Raw genomic sequence first — 16,243 nt, 5'->3', positions numbered from 1 at the left:
AGTTGATTCTGGGGGGCAATGAGCGGGCAAACGGACGATGACACGCTTTACGACCGGCGAGTGCCGCAACTGCCTCGCCGCGGCCGGCTACGACACCGACTTGGCCGTCGCTAAATGAGCGGGAGCGGTTCTAGCCGTTGCAAAAGTCTGGTGCGAATTTACTCGGTCAAAGGATGCCGATAAACGGGGCCTTCGCCGAGCGTCAGTTTTGAAAGTTGCCGCCAGACCACCCCAACTCTGAAAGGGGCGTGAAGCTGAAAGGCTGCTTCCGGGCGAAAAATTTATTGCCGCTCCCACCCCGAGCTGAATTTGCCGCACGGCCGATGAAAGTCTGCTTCGGGGGACGACGACAGCGTTCCAGCCGACTAGACTGGGTCGGCTGCGGAACGTCTGCTTCAGGGCGAAGCGTCAGGGTCCGCTTCCCACCCTCACCAGCCCTGAGCCCGATCAAGCCGATCGGCTTTCGACCCCGGCCGCAGGCCGGATCACGCGACGGCAGCGGGGGGAGCGGTGACCGAGCGTGTCGCCGGGGCCACCCATCGGCTCCCTTCTTCGCGCCCCCCCTTCGGGCGCGTAGCCTTGCCGGCCCCCGCTCCGCTAAGGTCCGCCCCATGATGTGTGATTTCCGGCAGGCGGCGAACGGTTCGCAATGACGGCGCAGGGACCGGACAGGCCGGGCGAGGACGGGACCGAGACGCGGGCCGCAGCGCGCGAAGCCGCGCGGGCAGCCGCTTTGCTCGCGCGCCAGCTCGGCCGCCTTGCCGGGAGCGCGGGACGCAGCGCTTGGCGCAGCGGAACCGCCGCCGCCAGGGATGCGGCCAAGGGGGCAGCCAACGGGGCCAGACCGGTCTTCGCTCGCACCGCGGACCGCCTTCGCTCGACCGCGCCGCGCACCGCACCGGCGGCGCCCGTCACGGCCCGGGTCGATCAGCCGGACACACAGAGCGATCCCGTCGACGATCCCGCCGCTCGCGCTCCCCGCCGCCATCGGCCCTGGGTGATCGGATTGGCCGTCGTGATCGGCCTGCCGCTGGTGATCCTGGCCGGATACGTCTTTGTCGCCTTCGCCGCCCTGCCGCCGCTCGGCGGGGTGGCGCCGGAGGCGAACCAGCGCGCCCTCGTGGTCGAGGCCGAGAGCGGGCGTGCCTTCGCCACCCGCGGCGCGTTCCAGGGCGAGCGGCTGACCGAGAAAACCCTGCCGCCCCGCCTTGCCCAGGCGATCGTGGCGATCGAGGACCGGCGCTTCTACAGCCACTGGGGCATCGACCTGCGCGGCATGGCCCGCGCCGTCTGGCGCAACGCGACCGGCGGCGGCGTGCGCGAGGGCGGCTCGACCATCACCCAGCAATATGCCCGGCTCACCTCGCTCACCCAGGAGAAGACGCTCAAGCGCAAGATCCAGGAGGCCTTCCTGGCGCTGCGCCTGGAGAGCACGCTGACGAAGCCGGAGATCCTCGTCGGCTATCTCAACACCGCCTATTTCGGCGCCGGCGCCTACGGGGCGGATGCGGCGGCGCGGCGTTACTTCGGACACGGGGCCGCCGGTCTGACCCTGCCGGAGGCGGCGATGCTGGCCGGCCTCGTGCGCGCACCCTCGCAGCTCGCCCCGACCCGCAATTTCGGCGGCGCCAAGGAGCGGGCCGACCTTGTGCTGCAGGCCATGGTCGAGACCGGCGCGATCAGCCAACCTGAGGCCGACAAGGCGCGGGCGGAAAAGCTCACCCTGCACACGCCGCCCGAGACGCCGCCGGGCACCAACTACTTCCTCGACGCGGTGTCGGGCGACGTGAAGCGGCTGACCGAGGCCGCCGGCGACGTCACCGTGCGCTCGACCCTCAACCTCGACCTCCAGAGCCTCGCCGAAGGCGTGCTCGCCCGCCGCCTCGACGGCGAGGGCGGAAAGAAGAAGGTCGGCCAGGGCGCGCTCGTGGCGATGGCGCCCGACGGGGCGATCCTCGCCATGGTGGGGGGCCGGGACTACGAGGACAGCCAGTTCAATCGCGCGACCCAAGCCAAGCGGCAGGCGGGCTCGCTGTTCAAGCTGTTCGTGTATCTGGCCGCCTACGGCAAGGGCTTCTTCCCCGACAGCGTGCTCGTGGACCGCCCGACCCAGATCGGCGAGTGGGAGCCGCAGAACTCCAACAACCGCTTCCGCGGCGCGCTGCCGCTACGCTCGGCCTTCGCGCTCTCGATCAACACCATCGCCGCCCAACTCGGCGAGGATGTCGGCCTGCCCGCGATCATCGCCGAGGCGCGCCGCCTCGGCGTGCAGTCGGATCTGCCGGAGGTGCCGAGCCTCGCCCTCGGCTCGGCCGACGTCTCGCTCCTCGAGATGACCCGCGCCTATGCTGGCGTGCTCGGCCCCGGCATGCCGGTGGAGCCCTATCTCGTCCGTACGATCCGCGGAAACACCCCGCAGCCCCTCTACCAGCGCCCCGCGCCGAAGCCCGGTGCGGCGATGGACGCGCAGGTTCAGTCGATGATGCTCGACTCGCTTCAGGCGGTGGTGGAGTCCGGAACCGGCAAGGCCGCACGGGTCAACGGCCTCGCGGTCGGCGGCAAGACCGGCACCAGCCAGGATTATCGCGATGCGTGGTTCGTCGGGCTGACCCCGGACATGATCGTCGGCGTCTGGGTCGGCAACGACGACAACACGCCGATGAACAAGGTCACCGGCGGCGACATCCCGGCCCGGGTCTTCCACGACTTCGTGGAACGGGCGCAGAAGGTGCTGAAAGGACGCAAGCGCCCGGCGCCGTCCGCGGCTCGCGCCGAGCCGGTCCCGGCCAGCGCAGTCGCGCCGGCGCCAGCCGCCACCGTTGCGGGCGAGGTGCGGGGCGTCCCCGAAGTGGTCGATACCGGCACCCTGGCGATCCGCGGACGCAAGGTGCGGCTGCTCGGCGTCGTCGGCGAGGGCGGCGCGCTGGCCCGCCAACTCGCACGCTATCTGCGCCGCCGGGAGATCGTCTGCTCCGGCGATCCGGTCTCCTCGCGCTGCCGCCTTGACGGCGACGACCTCGCCTCGCTGATCGTAACGGCGGGTGGGGCGCGGGCTGCCGAGGACGCGCCGAGCGATCTCGTTGAAGCCGAGGATCAAGCGCGCGCCGAGCGCGCCGGGCTGTGGCAGCGCGAGCGCTAAAGCAGCGTCCCGAAAGGTGGTTGCCGGCTTTCGGAACGAAGATGATGCGACAACAAGAGCCTAAAGCATCGTCCCGGAGGGCAAGCCCGAAGGCGTTGGACGGGATCTCCCCGGACACGGCCGGATCGCGGCAACAGCGCGAAATCCGAATCGTTCCGCGCCTGTCTGCAAATAACGAAATTACTTGTGGGCCCTATGCTGATCACGACATCGTGATATGAGCGTGTCATAACAAATGCGCAGAGTTTAGACCCGGCAACACACAGTTAAGGTGTCGCCGACAGCACTCTCGTCCAAGACATATCCGTGGGACGAGCGTGATGAAACTGATCGACAATGCCGGGATCCTCGTGAAGGTCGCCGTGCCCCTGGCCCTGATGGCGAGTTCGACCGTCGGCGTCATCGCCTACGCGCGCAATGCCCTGAACAGCGTCGCCGAGCAGACGCAGCAGGTCATCGACGTGGAGGCCGTGCGGCAGGAAAGCATCCTGACGGCCGCATCCAGCCTCAACGAGGCTGCCATTCACAACCGCACCACCATCATCGAGACCCGCCCCGAGGTGATGACGCGGCACAAGGCGCGTCAGGAGGCCGCCGCGGTGGCGGCCTACGCGGCGTTCGACCGGCTCTCCAGCCTCCCCGATACGCCGGAACACCTGGCCGCCAACCGGCAGATGCGGCAGACGGCGGAGACCTTCTTCCACCATCTCCGCCGCTCGACCGAGCTCGGCCTCGTCAACGACACCGAAGCGGCGATGAAGATCGTGCGCGAGGATTCCGCACCGATCCGGGAGAAGCTGAACGATCAGGTGCAGGCCCGCGTCGTCGAGATCGGCCAACAGATGCAGGGCAAGAAGCAGGCCGCCGCCGAAGAGGCAAACCGCACGATCACCACGCTCATGGTCGGCTCCGGGCTCGCCCTGCTCGTCGCCATCGCGCTCGCGGGCAGCATCGCCGTGTTCGGCATCACCCGCCCGCTCGACCGTCTCGTGGCGGTGCTGCGGCGGATGTCGGAGGGCGACATCGACGCCAGCATCGCGGAGGCGGCGCGCGGGGACGAGATCGGCGAGGTCGGCCGCGCCGTGGAGCGCATCAAGGCGATGGTCGCGCGCAAGGCCGCCGAGGAAACCGAGATGCGCCGCCTCGCCGACGAGGCGGCGGCCGTCGAGCGCAGGCGTACGATGATCGAACTGGCCGACCGCTTCGAGACGGCGGTCGGCGGCATCGTCGGCATGGTCTCCTCCTCGGCGACCGAGCTGCAGGCGACCGCGTCGACCATGACCGCGACGGCCACCGAGACCGCGACCCAGGCGACCACCGTCGCCGCCGCGGCGGAAGAGGCCGCGACCAACGTCAACACCGTGGCCTCCGCCGCCGAGGAACTCGGCAGCTCGGTCGCCGAGATCGGCCGGCAGGTCGCGGGCTCCACCCAGCTGGCGCAGGCCGCCGTCACCCAATCGGACCGGACCGCCCATCTCGTGCAGGAACTCAACGCCGCGGTCGGCCGCATCGGCGACGTGGTCGGCCTGATCTCCTCCATCGCCGGCCAGACCAACCTGCTCGCGCTCAACGCCACCATCGAGGCGGCCCGTGCGGGCGAGGCCGGCCGCGGCTTCGCGGTGGTCGCCGCCGAGGTCAAGGAACTCGCCAACCAGACCGCCCGGGCGACCGGGGAGATCTCGGCGCAGATCGGGCAGATCCAGGGCGTGACCGGTCAGGCGGTCGCGGCGATCGGCGACATCGCCGGCCGCATCCGCGACATCGACACGACGGCGACCGCCATCGCCGCGGCGGTGGAGCAGCAGGGCGCGGCGACGCAGGAGATCGTCCGCAACGTCGCCCAGGCCTCGACCGGTACCTCGGAGGTGACGGGCAACATCGCGGGCGTGGCGGGCGCGGCCGAGGAGACGGGCGCGGCGGCCAGCCAAGTGCTCGGCGCCGCCAGCGAACTGTCGCACCAGTCCGAGGCCCTGCGCGCCCAGGTCTCGCAGTTCCTCGCCACGGTGCGGGCGGCATAGGCTCGCACCGGGCTTCCGAGAAAGATCATCCCTTTGGCGGGGCGCCGGGGCGTTGGCCCGGCCTCCCTTCAATCAAGACTTCGCCCTGGACCCGCGAAAGGGCTTGCCCTTTCGAAACGCCGGACACCCCCGCAGGGCAGCCCCCTACCGGAACGGCGGCTCGTCGAAACTGCGAAGCTTGCGCGAGTGCAGGCCGGCCCGGTCAGCGCGCAGGGTGTCGAGGGTGGCGAGTCCGATCTTGAGATGCTCGGCCACCGCCCGCTCGTAGAAGGCGTTGGCCGCGCCCGGCAGCTTGATCTCGCCGTGCAGCGGCTTGTCGGAGACGCAGAGCAGCGTGCCGTAGGGCACCCGCAGGCGATAGCCCTGCGCGGCGATGGTGCCGCTCTCCATGTCCACCGCGATCGCCCGCGAGAGGTTGATGCGCCGCCGCTCCTGGCTGAAGCGAAGCTCCCAGTTGCGGTCGTCGTACGTCACCACGGTGCCGGTGCGCAGGCGCTGCTTGAGCGCGTCCGCCCGCTCCCCGGTGACGGCCGCCGCCGCCGCTTGCAGCGCGATCTGCACCTCGGCCAAAGCCGGCACCGGGATTTCGGGCGGGACGAGGTCGTCGAGGATGCGGTCGCGGCGCAGGTATCCGTGGGCAAGCACGTAGTCGCCGATGGTCTGCGACTGGCGCAAGCCGCCGCAATGCCCGACCATCAGCCAGCAATGCGGACGCAGCACCGCGAGATGGTCGGTGATGGTCTTCGCGTTGGAGGGGCCGACACCGATATTGACCAGCGTCGTGCCCTGGGGCGCCCCGTCCGGCCCGCGGCCGACGAGGTGGTAGGCCGGCATCTGGTACTTGTGCCAGGGCGAGGCGGCGATCAGCGCCGCCGGGTCGGCCGAGGCGGCCTCGGCCTGCTCCACGACGATCCCGCCGGGCAGCACCAGCCGCTCCCCCTCCCCCGCCGCCAGACGCTCCAACCCGTGGCGGACGAAGCCATCGACGTAGCGGTGATAATTGGTCAGCAGGATCCAGGGCTGGATCTCGCGCCAGTCCGAGCCGGTATAGTGCACCAGCCGGCGCAGGGAGTAATCGGTGCGCACCCCGTCGAACAAAGCGAGCGGGCGCGGATCGCCGGCATTCTCCAGCCACAGGCCATCGGCGACCTCATCGCCCACCACCGAGAGGAGCGGCGTCGGGAACAGGGTGGCGAGATCGCTGGTGCTGACGCCGCTGCCGCCGAGATCGGTGCCGGGCTCGACGATGTAGGGATAGGGAATCTCCTGGCCCGACAGGCCGACCTCGATGCTGGCGCCGTAATCGCGCACGAGCGGCCGCAACTGCTCCAAGAGATAGGCGCGGAAATAGCCGGGCTGCGTCACCGTGGTGGCGTAGAGGCCGGGCGCCTGGAACTTGGCGGTGGCCCGGTTGAGCCGCGGCAGCGGCCCCGCGGGCTGGTAGGTCAGGCGCAGCTCAGGGTAGCGAAATTGGAGCCGTTCGGTCGCGTCCGGGGCGATGCGGTGTTCGAGGTAGCGCGCCAGGGCCGTCTGGAGCGCCTGGGTCGCGCCCGCGTGCAGCGCCTCGAGCCGATCCACGGCTGTCTCTGCGTCGGCAACAGCCTCCATCGGCCGCAACTCGTCGATGACCATGTGCCCTCCCCGCTGACCCCAAGACGTCTACACCGCACTTGGCGGCGAGACGCGCAAGAGGCTTGCCTTGCAAGGCACCTGCCCACCTTGCGGCGGCGGCACACCGGGGCGACAAGGCATGCGTCGCCAAACGGGGAAGCGAGAGCGGATGAACGAGGATGTCGAGCGGCGCCCCGGCGAGGAGGCGATCCCGCTGCCCGCCGACTACGATGCGGGCCTCTACTTCATCGGCCGGGTGCGCACGCCGTGGAAAGACCGAGGCGAGTGCCCGAAGAACGGCACGCAGACGGACGCGGTCTGTACCCTCGAAGTCGATGCCGCCTATCGGCCCGCGCTCCAGAACCTGGAGGGCGCCACCCACCTGATCGTGCTCTACTGGATGGACCGGGCCGCCCGCGACCTCGTGCGCCAGCAGCCGCGCCACGCGCCGGGCAGCCGCGGCACCTTCTCGCTCCGCTCGCCGGCGCGACCGAACCCCATCGCCCTATCCGTGGTCGAGCGGCTCGACATCGCCGACGGCACCGTCCGCGTGCGCGGGCTCGACTGCATCGACGGCACGCCCCTGCTCGACATCAAGCCCTACTTCGCCTCGACCGACAGCCGGCCGGAGGCGCGGGTCGATCGCGCCGGCACGGAGAAGCCGGCCGCACCCTGATCCGGCAGGATCGGACCTCCTCAAGCATCGTCCTTTTTCCGAAAGCCGGCCACCACCTTTCGGGACGATGCTCTAACCCTCCGTCTTCCCCTGCTGCCCCGCTCCGGATCGCGGCTTCGGGGTCAGCCGGGCCAGGGCCCGCAGATAGACCGGCTTGACGTGGGTCTTGTAGGTGCGGCGGGCGACGCCGCGACCGTGCCGGAACAGCGTCTCCGACAGGGCCGTCAACCGGCCGCGCAGGGAGCCGCCGGGGGAGACGTCGATCAGGAGATCCGCGATCTCGCGGCGGTCCGGCCAGATCTGCGCCAGCGCCGCGGAGGTGTCGCGGTTGCAGGAATCGATGGTGTCGATGGTCCCGTCCGCGAACGCCGTCTCGGTCGTCGCCTCCATCAGCAGCGAGCCGGGCCCCCATTTCGCATAAGCCTCGTCATACGCCATCTTCCAGCCGAAGGCCGTGCGGCCGGATCGCAGCCAGATGTTCATCGCGATGGCCCGGCCGTCGAGGCGCAGGGTCTCGATGCCGGCGCAGCCGTCCCGCGCCAACCCCACGATCATCGTCTGGGCGAAGGCGCAGAGCGGCGGCGCGTTGCGGATCGCCCGTCCGCGCCGACTCTTGCGGCCCTTCCAGCCGGCCGCCTCCAGATCGAGGAATTCCTGGAACGCCGCGCTGACCTCCTCCGGCTTGCGAGAGCTGACGTGACGCAACTCGCCCTGCTCCGCGAGCCGCTTGCGATGCCGCCGCAACTCGGCACGCCGCTTCGTGGAGCCGGGAAGGGCCGGCGCAGCCTGTCCTGCGACCGGCGCATCGCGCCGGGCGCGCTGCCGGCGCTCGATCTCGACAATTCGGAAGCCGCGCCGGCCGGCCGCACCGACGAGGGCGGCGAAGACCGCCCCGTCCATCGCGATCTGGTTGGCGCAGATCAGCTTCGGCAGGGTGGAATTCTCGGCAACGGCATCGAGCATCGCCGACAGGGCCTCGACCGCATGGTCGCGATCGAGCACCGGCGAGCCGAGGAAGGTCAGCGAATTGCACGGGGCTTCGAGCGTCCGGACCGGCAGGCGCGACGAGGGCCGGCCGATCACGAGGAGCCAGACACCGATCAGCTCGGCCTCTTCCCCGCCGCGTCGGGACCAGGCGAGGAGAATATGCAGCGGCGTCTCGGTCGCGGTGTACATCGCGCCCGCGACGGCGGGCTCCATGAACACGTTCGGCTCGGCGCAGCGCCGGACCAGCCGGCGCCATTCCGCGGCGAGGGCGCGAAAGCGCGGCGCGGTCGCGACTTCGACGGAAAAGGCCGGCCGGTGCGAGACCGCATCGGGCACCAAGGACGGGGGCGCGGGCTCGGCCGGAGGCAGGCTCGCGAAGTCGCCGCTCGAATCCATGGACGGCCCCTCTCATCGGTCTCGTCGCTCCGCCGACCCTGCATCCGCGGGCCGGCTCACGACGTCGTCACATCTCTGGCGGTTGAGAACGACGACAAAGCCGCGCTTAAAGCACGCGCTCTTGAGGGGGATATCCCGATGCGCCGACCGGCCCCGGTCCGTCGCGAACGGGCCGGAAGCGGCGCCACTCTCCGGCGCGACGGTGCGCGCCTCACAGGAGCTGCCCGCCGGCGAGACGGTAGCGGCCGATCGCGCTCTGGAACGCCGCCCAGCCGGAGATCGCCGGATCGCGGACGATGTAGCGTAGATAGGCCCGTTCGGCGCGGTTCAGGCGCCAGGGCGTGAGCAGGTTTCCGCACAGGCGCCGCGGCGACCGGATCTGGAGCGTGTCGGAATCCGCGGGGCCGCCCTCCCCCTCACGCAGGCGGCAGCCGAGGGTGACGAAGTTCAGGCCAGCCAGCATCGCCACCTCCATGTGGTACCAGAAGCGCGGGTTGCACTCGATGAAGGCGATCTCGCCATCGGGCCGGCGCCGGACGTCGAACCCGATCACCCCGTCGTAGCGGAAATGCGCGACGAGCCTGCTCGCATGCGCATCGATGGCCGGAACGCGGATTTCCTCCAGCTTGGTCAGGGTCCGGCGATAGGAGAACGACGCGAAGATCGTCCCGGCTTCGCAGAGATAGAACGCACTCAACTCCTCGCCCGGCACGTAAGCCTGACAGATGATCGGTGTGTAACTGAGATGCTCGGGAAGCGCGTCGGCGGAATCGATCCGCTGCACGCCGTAGCCGCCCGACATGGCCGCCGGCTTCAGGATCAGGGGGAATTCGAGGCGGCCACAGTCCGGGTCGCGGCGCAGATCCGCCATCGTCTCGAACCGCCGCGTCAGCGGGACGGGAAGCCCGAGGTCGGCGCAGACGCCGGCGAAGCGCCACTTGTCGTCGAGTGCGTCGAAGGTTTCCTGATCCGGCACGGGATAGTACGGCGCCCCGAACTCGGCCCCATGGGCTGCCAGAAGACGCGTCGTCCGGCTGCAACTCGGAAGCACCATATCGATCTTGTGGACGGCACAGAGCCGGCGAATATCGGCAAGATCCGATTGCCGAATATTGGCAAAATCTCCCGTAAAATCGATATATCTTTCACAAAAACGCGAACGCTTCAGGAGATATGCATCGTTTGCACCCAGGACGTAGACTTCATCGAAGCATTCGCCTGCGCATCGCAAGACTCGGTATTGGATGCGCGGGCCATTGGCTAAGACGAGCGCGCGCTTCATCATAATGCCTCATGTCCGACCAATCTCCGAACGCTCAGAGAACGGACTAATATTTGATCTTCGATCGGCGGTCTTGAAACATCTATGTTTACACGCAATGTATCGTCAACAACCAATCATCAGAACATTCAACTTTTTGTAATAATTCTATACTAATGGGTGATCCGGAGAAATCGGGTTAGAACTCAATTGCGGCTTTGACGTCTGTTCGAAGCCGCAAGGCGGCCGGGCGACGGCGTCGGCTCAACACTGTTCCAGCTTTTCCAAGGTCAGCGGGTCGGGCCGTCCCTCGAAGAATGACGCGAGCGCACGGGCGAAGCCCGGATCGTCCGGATCGGCCCGCGCGAACAGCGTCATGGAGGAACGGAACTTCACGTCGTCGGGCGCGCCGAACAGGGCGTGGGCCGAGCGGCCCTCCCAGGCATTCGCGGCCCGCGTGCAGGTCCGCAGCCGTTCGCCGAGCAGCGGATGGGCGAGATAGGCCTGCGCCTCGGCCAGCGAGCGGATCGCGTAGCGCCGGGCCATCGCGCTGGAGCCGAGCCCGGCGATCTGGGGGAAGATGAACCACATCCAGTGGCTCTGCTTGCGCCCGTTCCGCAATTCCGCGAGCGCGCCCTCGTAGAGGCCGTCCTGTGCTTCCACGAAGCGGTTCAGGTCGAACGCATCGTCCGGCATCGTCTCTTCCTGTCGCATCGCCTCCGTGGCTGGGTAAACCGGCCGCGCGGACCGGCGTTCCTCAGGCTCCGGCCATCGCCTCGAAGACGAGGGCGTGGCGCGCGGCCAGGGCGTCGACATCGCTGCCATAGCCGCCGCCGATCACGGCGCAGAGCGGAATCCGCTGCGCCCGCGCGAGGCCGACCACGTATCGATCGCGGGCGAGCAATCCCGCATCGGTGAGGCAGAGGCGTCCGAGCCGGTCTTCGCGATGCGGATCGACACCGGCATTGTAGAAGATCAGGTCCGGCGCGAAGTTCTGGACCAGCGCGGGCAGGCGTGCCTCCAGCACCGCGCGGTATTCCGCATCGTCGAGCCCGTCGGGCAGGCCGATATCGAGGTCGCCCGGCACCTTGTCGTGCGGATAGTTGCGCTCGCAGTGGATCGAGAGCGTGAACAGGTCGGGCTCGCGGGCGAGACAATCGGCGGTGCCGTCGCCCTGATGCACGTCGAGATCGACGATCAGCGCCCGGGTGATCGCGCCCTCGCGTCTCAGGGCGAGGGCGGCCACCGCCACGTCGTTGAACACGCAGAATCCCGCACCGCCGGCCCGCCGCGCGTGGTGGCTACCGCCGGCCGTGCTGCCGGCGAGCCCGTGGCTGAGTGCCAGGCGCGCGGCGCGCAGCGTCCCCCCGGCCGAGGCGCAGGCGCGGGCGGCGACGGCCTCCGTCACGGGCAGGCCGATCGCCCGCTCGATCACCCGCGGCACCTGCGCGGCGAGCACCGCCGCGACATAGGCCGGATCGTGCGCCCCCGATAGCAGCGCCGCATCGGCGGGCTCCGGCGTGACGAAGCCGTCCGGCACGAGGCCGCGGGCGCGCAGAATTTCGGCGAGCCGGCCGTATTTGCGCATCGGAAAGCGGTGGCCGTCCGGCAGTTCGGCCTCGTAGGCCGGGTGGAACACGATCGGGATCAAAGGAGCGGCCCGGGACGGCGTCTGAAGTGTCACACGCCTGATAAGGCGGCGCTGCTAGGGGCGTGATGGGACGCGCCGTCGCGCCCGAAGACACCCTCGACGGGAGACGCCGCGCATGATCGCACTGCCGGAGAGCGGCGCGCTCGCCGCCCTTGCGCTCTGCGCGGTTCTCGTCACCGTCAACCTTGCGAGCCTCGCGGTGGCAGCCCTGCGCATCGGACGCAAGGGCCACGACCGGGGTCGAGACAAGAACCACGACGAGAGCAAGCCGTCCGCCTTCCCCGCGGGCGCCCCCGTCTCGGTGGTGCGGCCCCTGCGCGGCCTGGAAGCGTTCAGCGAGGAGACGCTGCTCGCGAGCTTCCGGCTCGATTATCCGGTCTACGAGCTGATCTTCTGCGTGGCGGAGGCCAGCGACCCGATTCTGCCGCTGCTGGAGCGGATGCGGGCGGCACATCCGCAGATCCCGTCGGAGCTGATCCTCGGCGACGAACGCATCGGCGGCAACCCGAAGCTCAACAACTGCGTGCGCGGCTGGGATGCCGCCCGGCACGACTGGGTGATCCTCGCCGATTCCAACGTCCTGATGCCGCCCGACTACATCCAGCAGATGCAGGCGGCGTGGCGGACGAGCAGCGGCCTCGTCTGCTCGACGCCGATCGGCGCACGTCCGGAGAACTTCTTCGCCGAAGTGGAATGCGCCTTCCTCAACACCCTGCAGGCCCGCTGGCAATATGCGGGCGAGGCGCTGGGCCTCGGCTTCGCGCAGGGCAAGAGCATGCTCTGGAACAAGCCCTTCCTCGAAGCGCAGGGCGGCATCCGCGCCCTGAACGCCGAGATCGCAGAGGACGCCGCCGCGACCAAGCTCGTGCGCGCGGCGGGCAAGCGGGTGCATCTCGTCGCCTCGCCGTTCCAGCAGCCGCTCGGGCACCGCGCCCTGTCGGAGGTCTGGTCGCGGCAGGTGCGCTGGGCGCGGCTGCGGCGGGTCACCTTCCCGCTCTTCTTCGCCCCCGAGATCGGCATCGGCGCCCTGCTGCCGCTGGTGCTGACGGGTCTCGTGGCCGGAAGCGTCGAGGCCACGCTCTGGCTCGTCGGCGCCGGCGCCCTCTGGTACGGGGCGGAAATCGCGCTGGCCGCGCGCGCCGGCTGGCACCGTTCGCCGCGGATGCTCGCCGCCCTCCTCGTCCGCGACGCCCTTCTGCCGGCGATCTGGGCGAGCGCCTGGGCCCGCACCGCCATCGTCTGGCGCGGAAATGCCATGGACATCCGCACCCGCGACGGGAACGCGCTGGAAACGGGGCCGAGCGCCGCCTGACCGCCGCCCTCATGAGGGTATGGCCCGGAGCAGCCTCCGCGCCGACGTGACGCGGTTTCCGTTGGCGAGCGGATGGGCCCGAACCGGAAACGGCCTACGGCTGCAATCGCAGGACACTCTCCGCATTGAGCGAATTCCGCGCGTATCGCGACGCCCCAGGCCGAAGCATTCTCTGTCGACGCATTCTTTGCCAACGCATCCCCGGCCACAGAACTGCGTGCAACCGGGCGGTCATTACGATCCATTGCAACAGCCACCCGAAGCCCCGAGAGGCAAATCTTACAAAATCATTACATTATCGATAAAAGCACAGCAATAAAAACAGTATATACTACAAAATATTCCTTAATCACGATTTAGTTATCAAAAGACTGATCCGCATCGGATCGGGAAGAACCCTGTTGCCAACGGGACTCGCGACTCGCGTTGCGTGACAAATCTGTTAAAAAAGCAGTAAGCACGCAAACTCGCCGTGTCGTCATGGGAAAACACACTGCGATGGCTTGGATGCCGTTCCGAAACGTGCTGCCGACGTCATCCGCCTCACGCGACCGGGACGCGGAGCAACGGTCGCGCGCCCCGGAGTCGGCCCCCACACCGCGACTGCCGAAGGCGGTCGTCCCCGACCTGATGGAGGGCGGGAGACGCGTCCGGTCGACGCCTGAGCCCGCTCCGACGAACCTCGACGCCATCGGTCAACGGGACGAGGTCGTACGGCAGCGCATCGACGCGATGGTCGACCGCCTGGACGACCTGCGAAGCCTCCAAGACGATTTCGTGCTGATCCTGCAACCGCTGGCGAGCATCAGCAGCGAGCTGTCCAAGGCCAGCGTGCGGATCGCCGAGCTTGAGAACACGCTGACTCAGGAGGTCAGCGCCAACGGCAACCTGCGCGACGAAGTGGCCGATCTCTCCACGAAGCTGTCGCGGATGAACAGCGAGCTGGCGGATTCCCAGGTCCATGCGAAGCGAACCCTGGAAAGCTTGCGCGAGCGCGATGCGGCGGTCGAGGCGCATCAGATCGATCTGCGCGACAAGGTGTCGGCCATCGAGAACCTGGAGCGCCAGCTCTTTTCCGAGGTCGAGCAGAACAAGGCGCTGACGAGCGAGAGCCGGGCGCTGCGGCAGGAAGCGCAGGCCGCCGACAGCGCCCTGGCGCGTTCCGAGCACGAGCTGAACAACGTCCGCGAGCGGAACAGCCTGCTGGAGGTCGAGGGACGCCGTCTCCAACTTCTGAGCGAGGAGCAGGCGACACAGCTCGCGGATCTGGATGCCCGCCATCGCGACCTGACGACCACCGCCGAAGCCGACCGGCAGCGCCTGCGCATCGTCGAGACCCAACTCGCGACGGAAATCTCCGTAAGGGAGCGGAACGAAGCGCAGCACGAAACGGAGCTGTCCGCGCTCCGAAACGACCGCGCCAGCCTCGCGATGAAACTCGAAGCCGCCCTGAATCGGGCGACCTCGACGGAACAGTTGCTGGTGCAGGCCCGCAACCAGTTGCGGGACAAGGACGAGGAATTCCGTTCGGTCGATCGCAATTTCAAGGAAGCGACCATCGCGCGGAGCACGCTGGAACGCCGCCTCGAAGCCCTGCAAGCCGACCTATCGCGCCAGACCGAGCGGTTCCTGGAAATCCAGCGCATTCGCGGCGAACTCGACAGCCGTTGCGACATGCTCAACAAGGCTCTCGCGGCCAAGGATGCGGCGATCGAGCAGACGACGAACCGCAACGCGGTTCTGAACGATCGCATCGAGCACCTGACCCACCGGCACGAAGCCGCCCGCGCCGATCTCGAAGCCTCGAACCGCAGATTGATGGAGGAATTGCAGAACGAGCGCTCGGAGCGCGCGTTGCTGCAAGGTGCCCTCGACATCGCGCGCGAAAGCCGGGTCACGCTGCAGAAGCAGCACGATGCCCTGAAACGCTCGGGCCGCCCGTGGCGGGAGCAGGTGAACGACGAGCTCGACGAAGACACTGCGCATGCCTCGGCCGACGAGGTGAGCAACGTTCGGCCGTTCAGCTCCACGGGCAAGTCGGCCTAATTCGCCGTCCCTCGGAAAAGAAGACTTCGTAGAGAAAACTTGGCAGAGAAGACCTGGAAGGATGCTTGAATGTCAGAACAGGCCGTGAAAGACGCCGCCCCTTCCTCCGGCAATTCCATTCTCATGCGGGCTTGGCAGGCCAACGTGACGCGACCGGGAGACAAGATCATTAATTTCTCGCCAGTCACCTCCGACACCGCATCCGACGGGGGCACGGCCTCGCCGCCGCAGCGCGACTGGGTCTCCGCGATCGACCTCGTGCAGGAGGCCGCCGAAGCGATCCGGATCAGCGAAGAGCGCGCCGTCGATCTCGAGAACCAGCTCCGAAGTGTCATCAGCCAAGCTGAGGACGAGGTGCGGCAGCTTCAAAAGACGCTCGCCTCGAACCAGGTTCTGCTGAGCCAAGCGGAGGACCGCGCCCGCCGCGCCGAGGCGCGCGCCAAGGAGGCGGAAACCTGGCTCGTCCGCATCTACGATGCCGTGTTCACGGCCTTCGGCTCGAAGAACAAGCCCGTCCCCGCGGAGACCGGCGACATCGGACAGGACGCGCCGTAAGGCGTGAACGCGTTCCGATGGACCTCGACAGCCCATGTCCGATCACCAGCGAGAGCGGCCTGCCGGTCCAGCCCTCCGAATGGGCCCTGTTCGACGTCGAGATCAGGCTCGACGACGCGTTGGGTCTGGTAAAACAGGCCGCGGACACGATCCATGATTTGCAGCGCTGGAAGGAGATGATCGAGCCGCAGGCGCTGAACCTGATTCAGAGCGTCCAGCAGGAGCGCATCCGATGGCAATCGGAACGATCGGCGCTGATGAACGAAATCAGCGAGTGCCGGCTGACGCTCACCGCGACGAAGATGGCGTTGCGAACGGCGCTTTCGGAAAAAGAGATCCTGTCGCGTCGCTATCATGAGGCGAAAGCGGCGGCGGCGGCGTCCGAGACGCGCGCCTGCGCGGCGGAGGAGTTGCTCGCCTTCATCTACAAGACCTTCAACGTCGAGCTGAGCGGACATCCTGCAGCCGGACGCATCGCTCAAATCCCCTTCGATCCAGCCGGCCAGCGGCCCTCGCCCGAGTGACCGCCGGCTCCCGGCTCGTCCCGTTGCCGGCCCGGAGGGGTTGAGCGGCGCCGGCATGCGGCGGCCC

At 68.5% G+C, this 16,243-nt stretch carries 12 protein-coding genes; 7 read left to right on the top strand and 5 right to left on the bottom strand.

The features are described 5' to 3' along the window. Nucleotides 1-649: 649 nt before the first annotated feature. Nucleotides 650-3,139 carry a PBP1A family penicillin-binding protein gene (locus E4V01_RS23490; RefSeq protein WP_135300039.1) on the top strand — a complete coding sequence of 830 codons (2,490 nt, stop codon included), beginning with the start codon at nt 650-652 and terminating at the stop codon, nt 3,137-3,139. Nucleotides 3,140-3,459: 320 nt separating this feature from the next. Beyond that, nucleotides 3,460-5,157 (top strand): methyl-accepting chemotaxis protein, encoded by a 1,698-nt coding sequence (locus tag E4V01_RS23485; RefSeq protein ID WP_135300038.1) that lies wholly within the window; start codon nt 3,460-3,462, stop codon nt 5,155-5,157. 144 nt (nt 5,158-5,301) lie between these two features. Here the strand turns inward: E4V01_RS23485 and E4V01_RS23480 are convergent, their stop codons facing one another. After that, complete coding sequence (locus E4V01_RS23480; RefSeq protein WP_060768494.1) at nt 5,302-6,789, bottom strand: AMP nucleosidase; 1,488 nt, start codon at nt 6,787-6,789, stop codon at nt 5,302-5,304. A 148-nt stretch (nt 6,790-6,937) separates the two neighbouring features. Here E4V01_RS23480 and tsaA point away from each other — a divergent pair, with 148 nt between their 5' ends. After that, entirely contained in the window at nt 6,938-7,444 is a 507-nt protein-coding gene (gene tsaA / locus E4V01_RS23475) for a tRNA (N6-threonylcarbamoyladenosine(37)-N6)-methyltransferase TrmO (protein WP_060768495.1), read from the top strand. Between the two features lie 72 nt (nt 7,445-7,516). On the opposite strand, the gene E4V01_RS23470 is transcribed toward tsaA, so the two are convergent. The 4 genes from E4V01_RS23470 to E4V01_RS23455 all read right to left on the bottom strand — a co-directional run bounded on the left by E4V01_RS23470 (nt 7,517) and on the right by E4V01_RS23455 (nt 11,739). Continuing rightward, nucleotides 7,517-8,827 (bottom strand): GNAT family N-acetyltransferase, encoded by a 1,311-nt coding sequence (locus E4V01_RS23470; RefSeq protein ID WP_135300037.1) that lies wholly within the window; start codon nt 8,825-8,827, stop codon nt 7,517-7,519. Nucleotides 8,828-9,038: 211 nt separating this feature from the next. After that, nucleotides 9,039-9,881, bottom strand: coding sequence for an ATP-grasp domain-containing protein (locus E4V01_RS23465; protein WP_245517679.1), 843 nt, complete (start codon nt 9,879-9,881; stop codon nt 9,039-9,041). Nucleotides 9,882-10,352: 471 nt separating this feature from the next. Next, nucleotides 10,353-10,784 (bottom strand): DUF1810 domain-containing protein, encoded by a 432-nt coding sequence (locus E4V01_RS23460; protein ID WP_135300035.1) that lies wholly within the window; start codon nt 10,782-10,784, stop codon nt 10,353-10,355. Between the two features lie 61 nt (nt 10,785-10,845). Beyond that, nucleotides 10,846-11,739, bottom strand: coding sequence for a histone deacetylase (locus E4V01_RS23455; RefSeq protein ID WP_135300034.1), 894 nt, complete (start codon nt 11,737-11,739; stop codon nt 10,846-10,848). Nucleotides 11,740-11,854: 115 nt separating this feature from the next. Between E4V01_RS23455 and E4V01_RS23450 the strand changes: the two genes are divergently transcribed. The 4 genes from E4V01_RS23450 (at nt 11,855) to E4V01_RS23435 (ending at nt 16,176) form a co-directional block, all read left to right on the top strand. Then, nucleotides 11,855-13,051, top strand: a complete 1,197-nt coding sequence (locus E4V01_RS23450; protein WP_135300033.1) for a ceramide glucosyltransferase — start codon at nt 11,855-11,857, stop codon at nt 13,049-13,051. A 426-nt stretch (nt 13,052-13,477) separates the two neighbouring features. Continuing rightward, the gene (locus tag E4V01_RS23445; RefSeq protein ID WP_245517678.1) at nt 13,478-15,097 is read left to right on the top strand and encodes a chromosome partitioning protein ParA; all 1,620 of its coding nucleotides are present in this window, start codon (nt 13,478-13,480) and stop codon (nt 15,095-15,097) included. A 69-nt stretch (nt 15,098-15,166) separates the two neighbouring features. Next, the gene (locus E4V01_RS23440; RefSeq protein WP_060768501.1) at nt 15,167-15,652 is read left to right on the top strand and encodes a hypothetical protein; all 486 of its coding nucleotides are present in this window, start codon (nt 15,167-15,169) and stop codon (nt 15,650-15,652) included. Between the two features lie 17 nt (nt 15,653-15,669). After that, a complete protein-coding gene (locus E4V01_RS23435) occupies nt 15,670-16,176 on the top strand; it encodes a hypothetical protein (RefSeq protein WP_060768502.1) in 507 nt (168 codons plus the stop codon). Nucleotides 16,177-16,243: the final 67 nt, after the last annotated feature.

This window comes from Methylorubrum sp. Q1, assembly GCF_004683995.1.
Classification (GTDB): Bacteria; Pseudomonadota; Alphaproteobacteria; order Rhizobiales; family Beijerinckiaceae; genus Methylobacterium.
The sequence above is the reverse complement of the archived record's forward strand: the minus strand, read 5'-3'. Positions and strand labels throughout refer to the sequence as shown.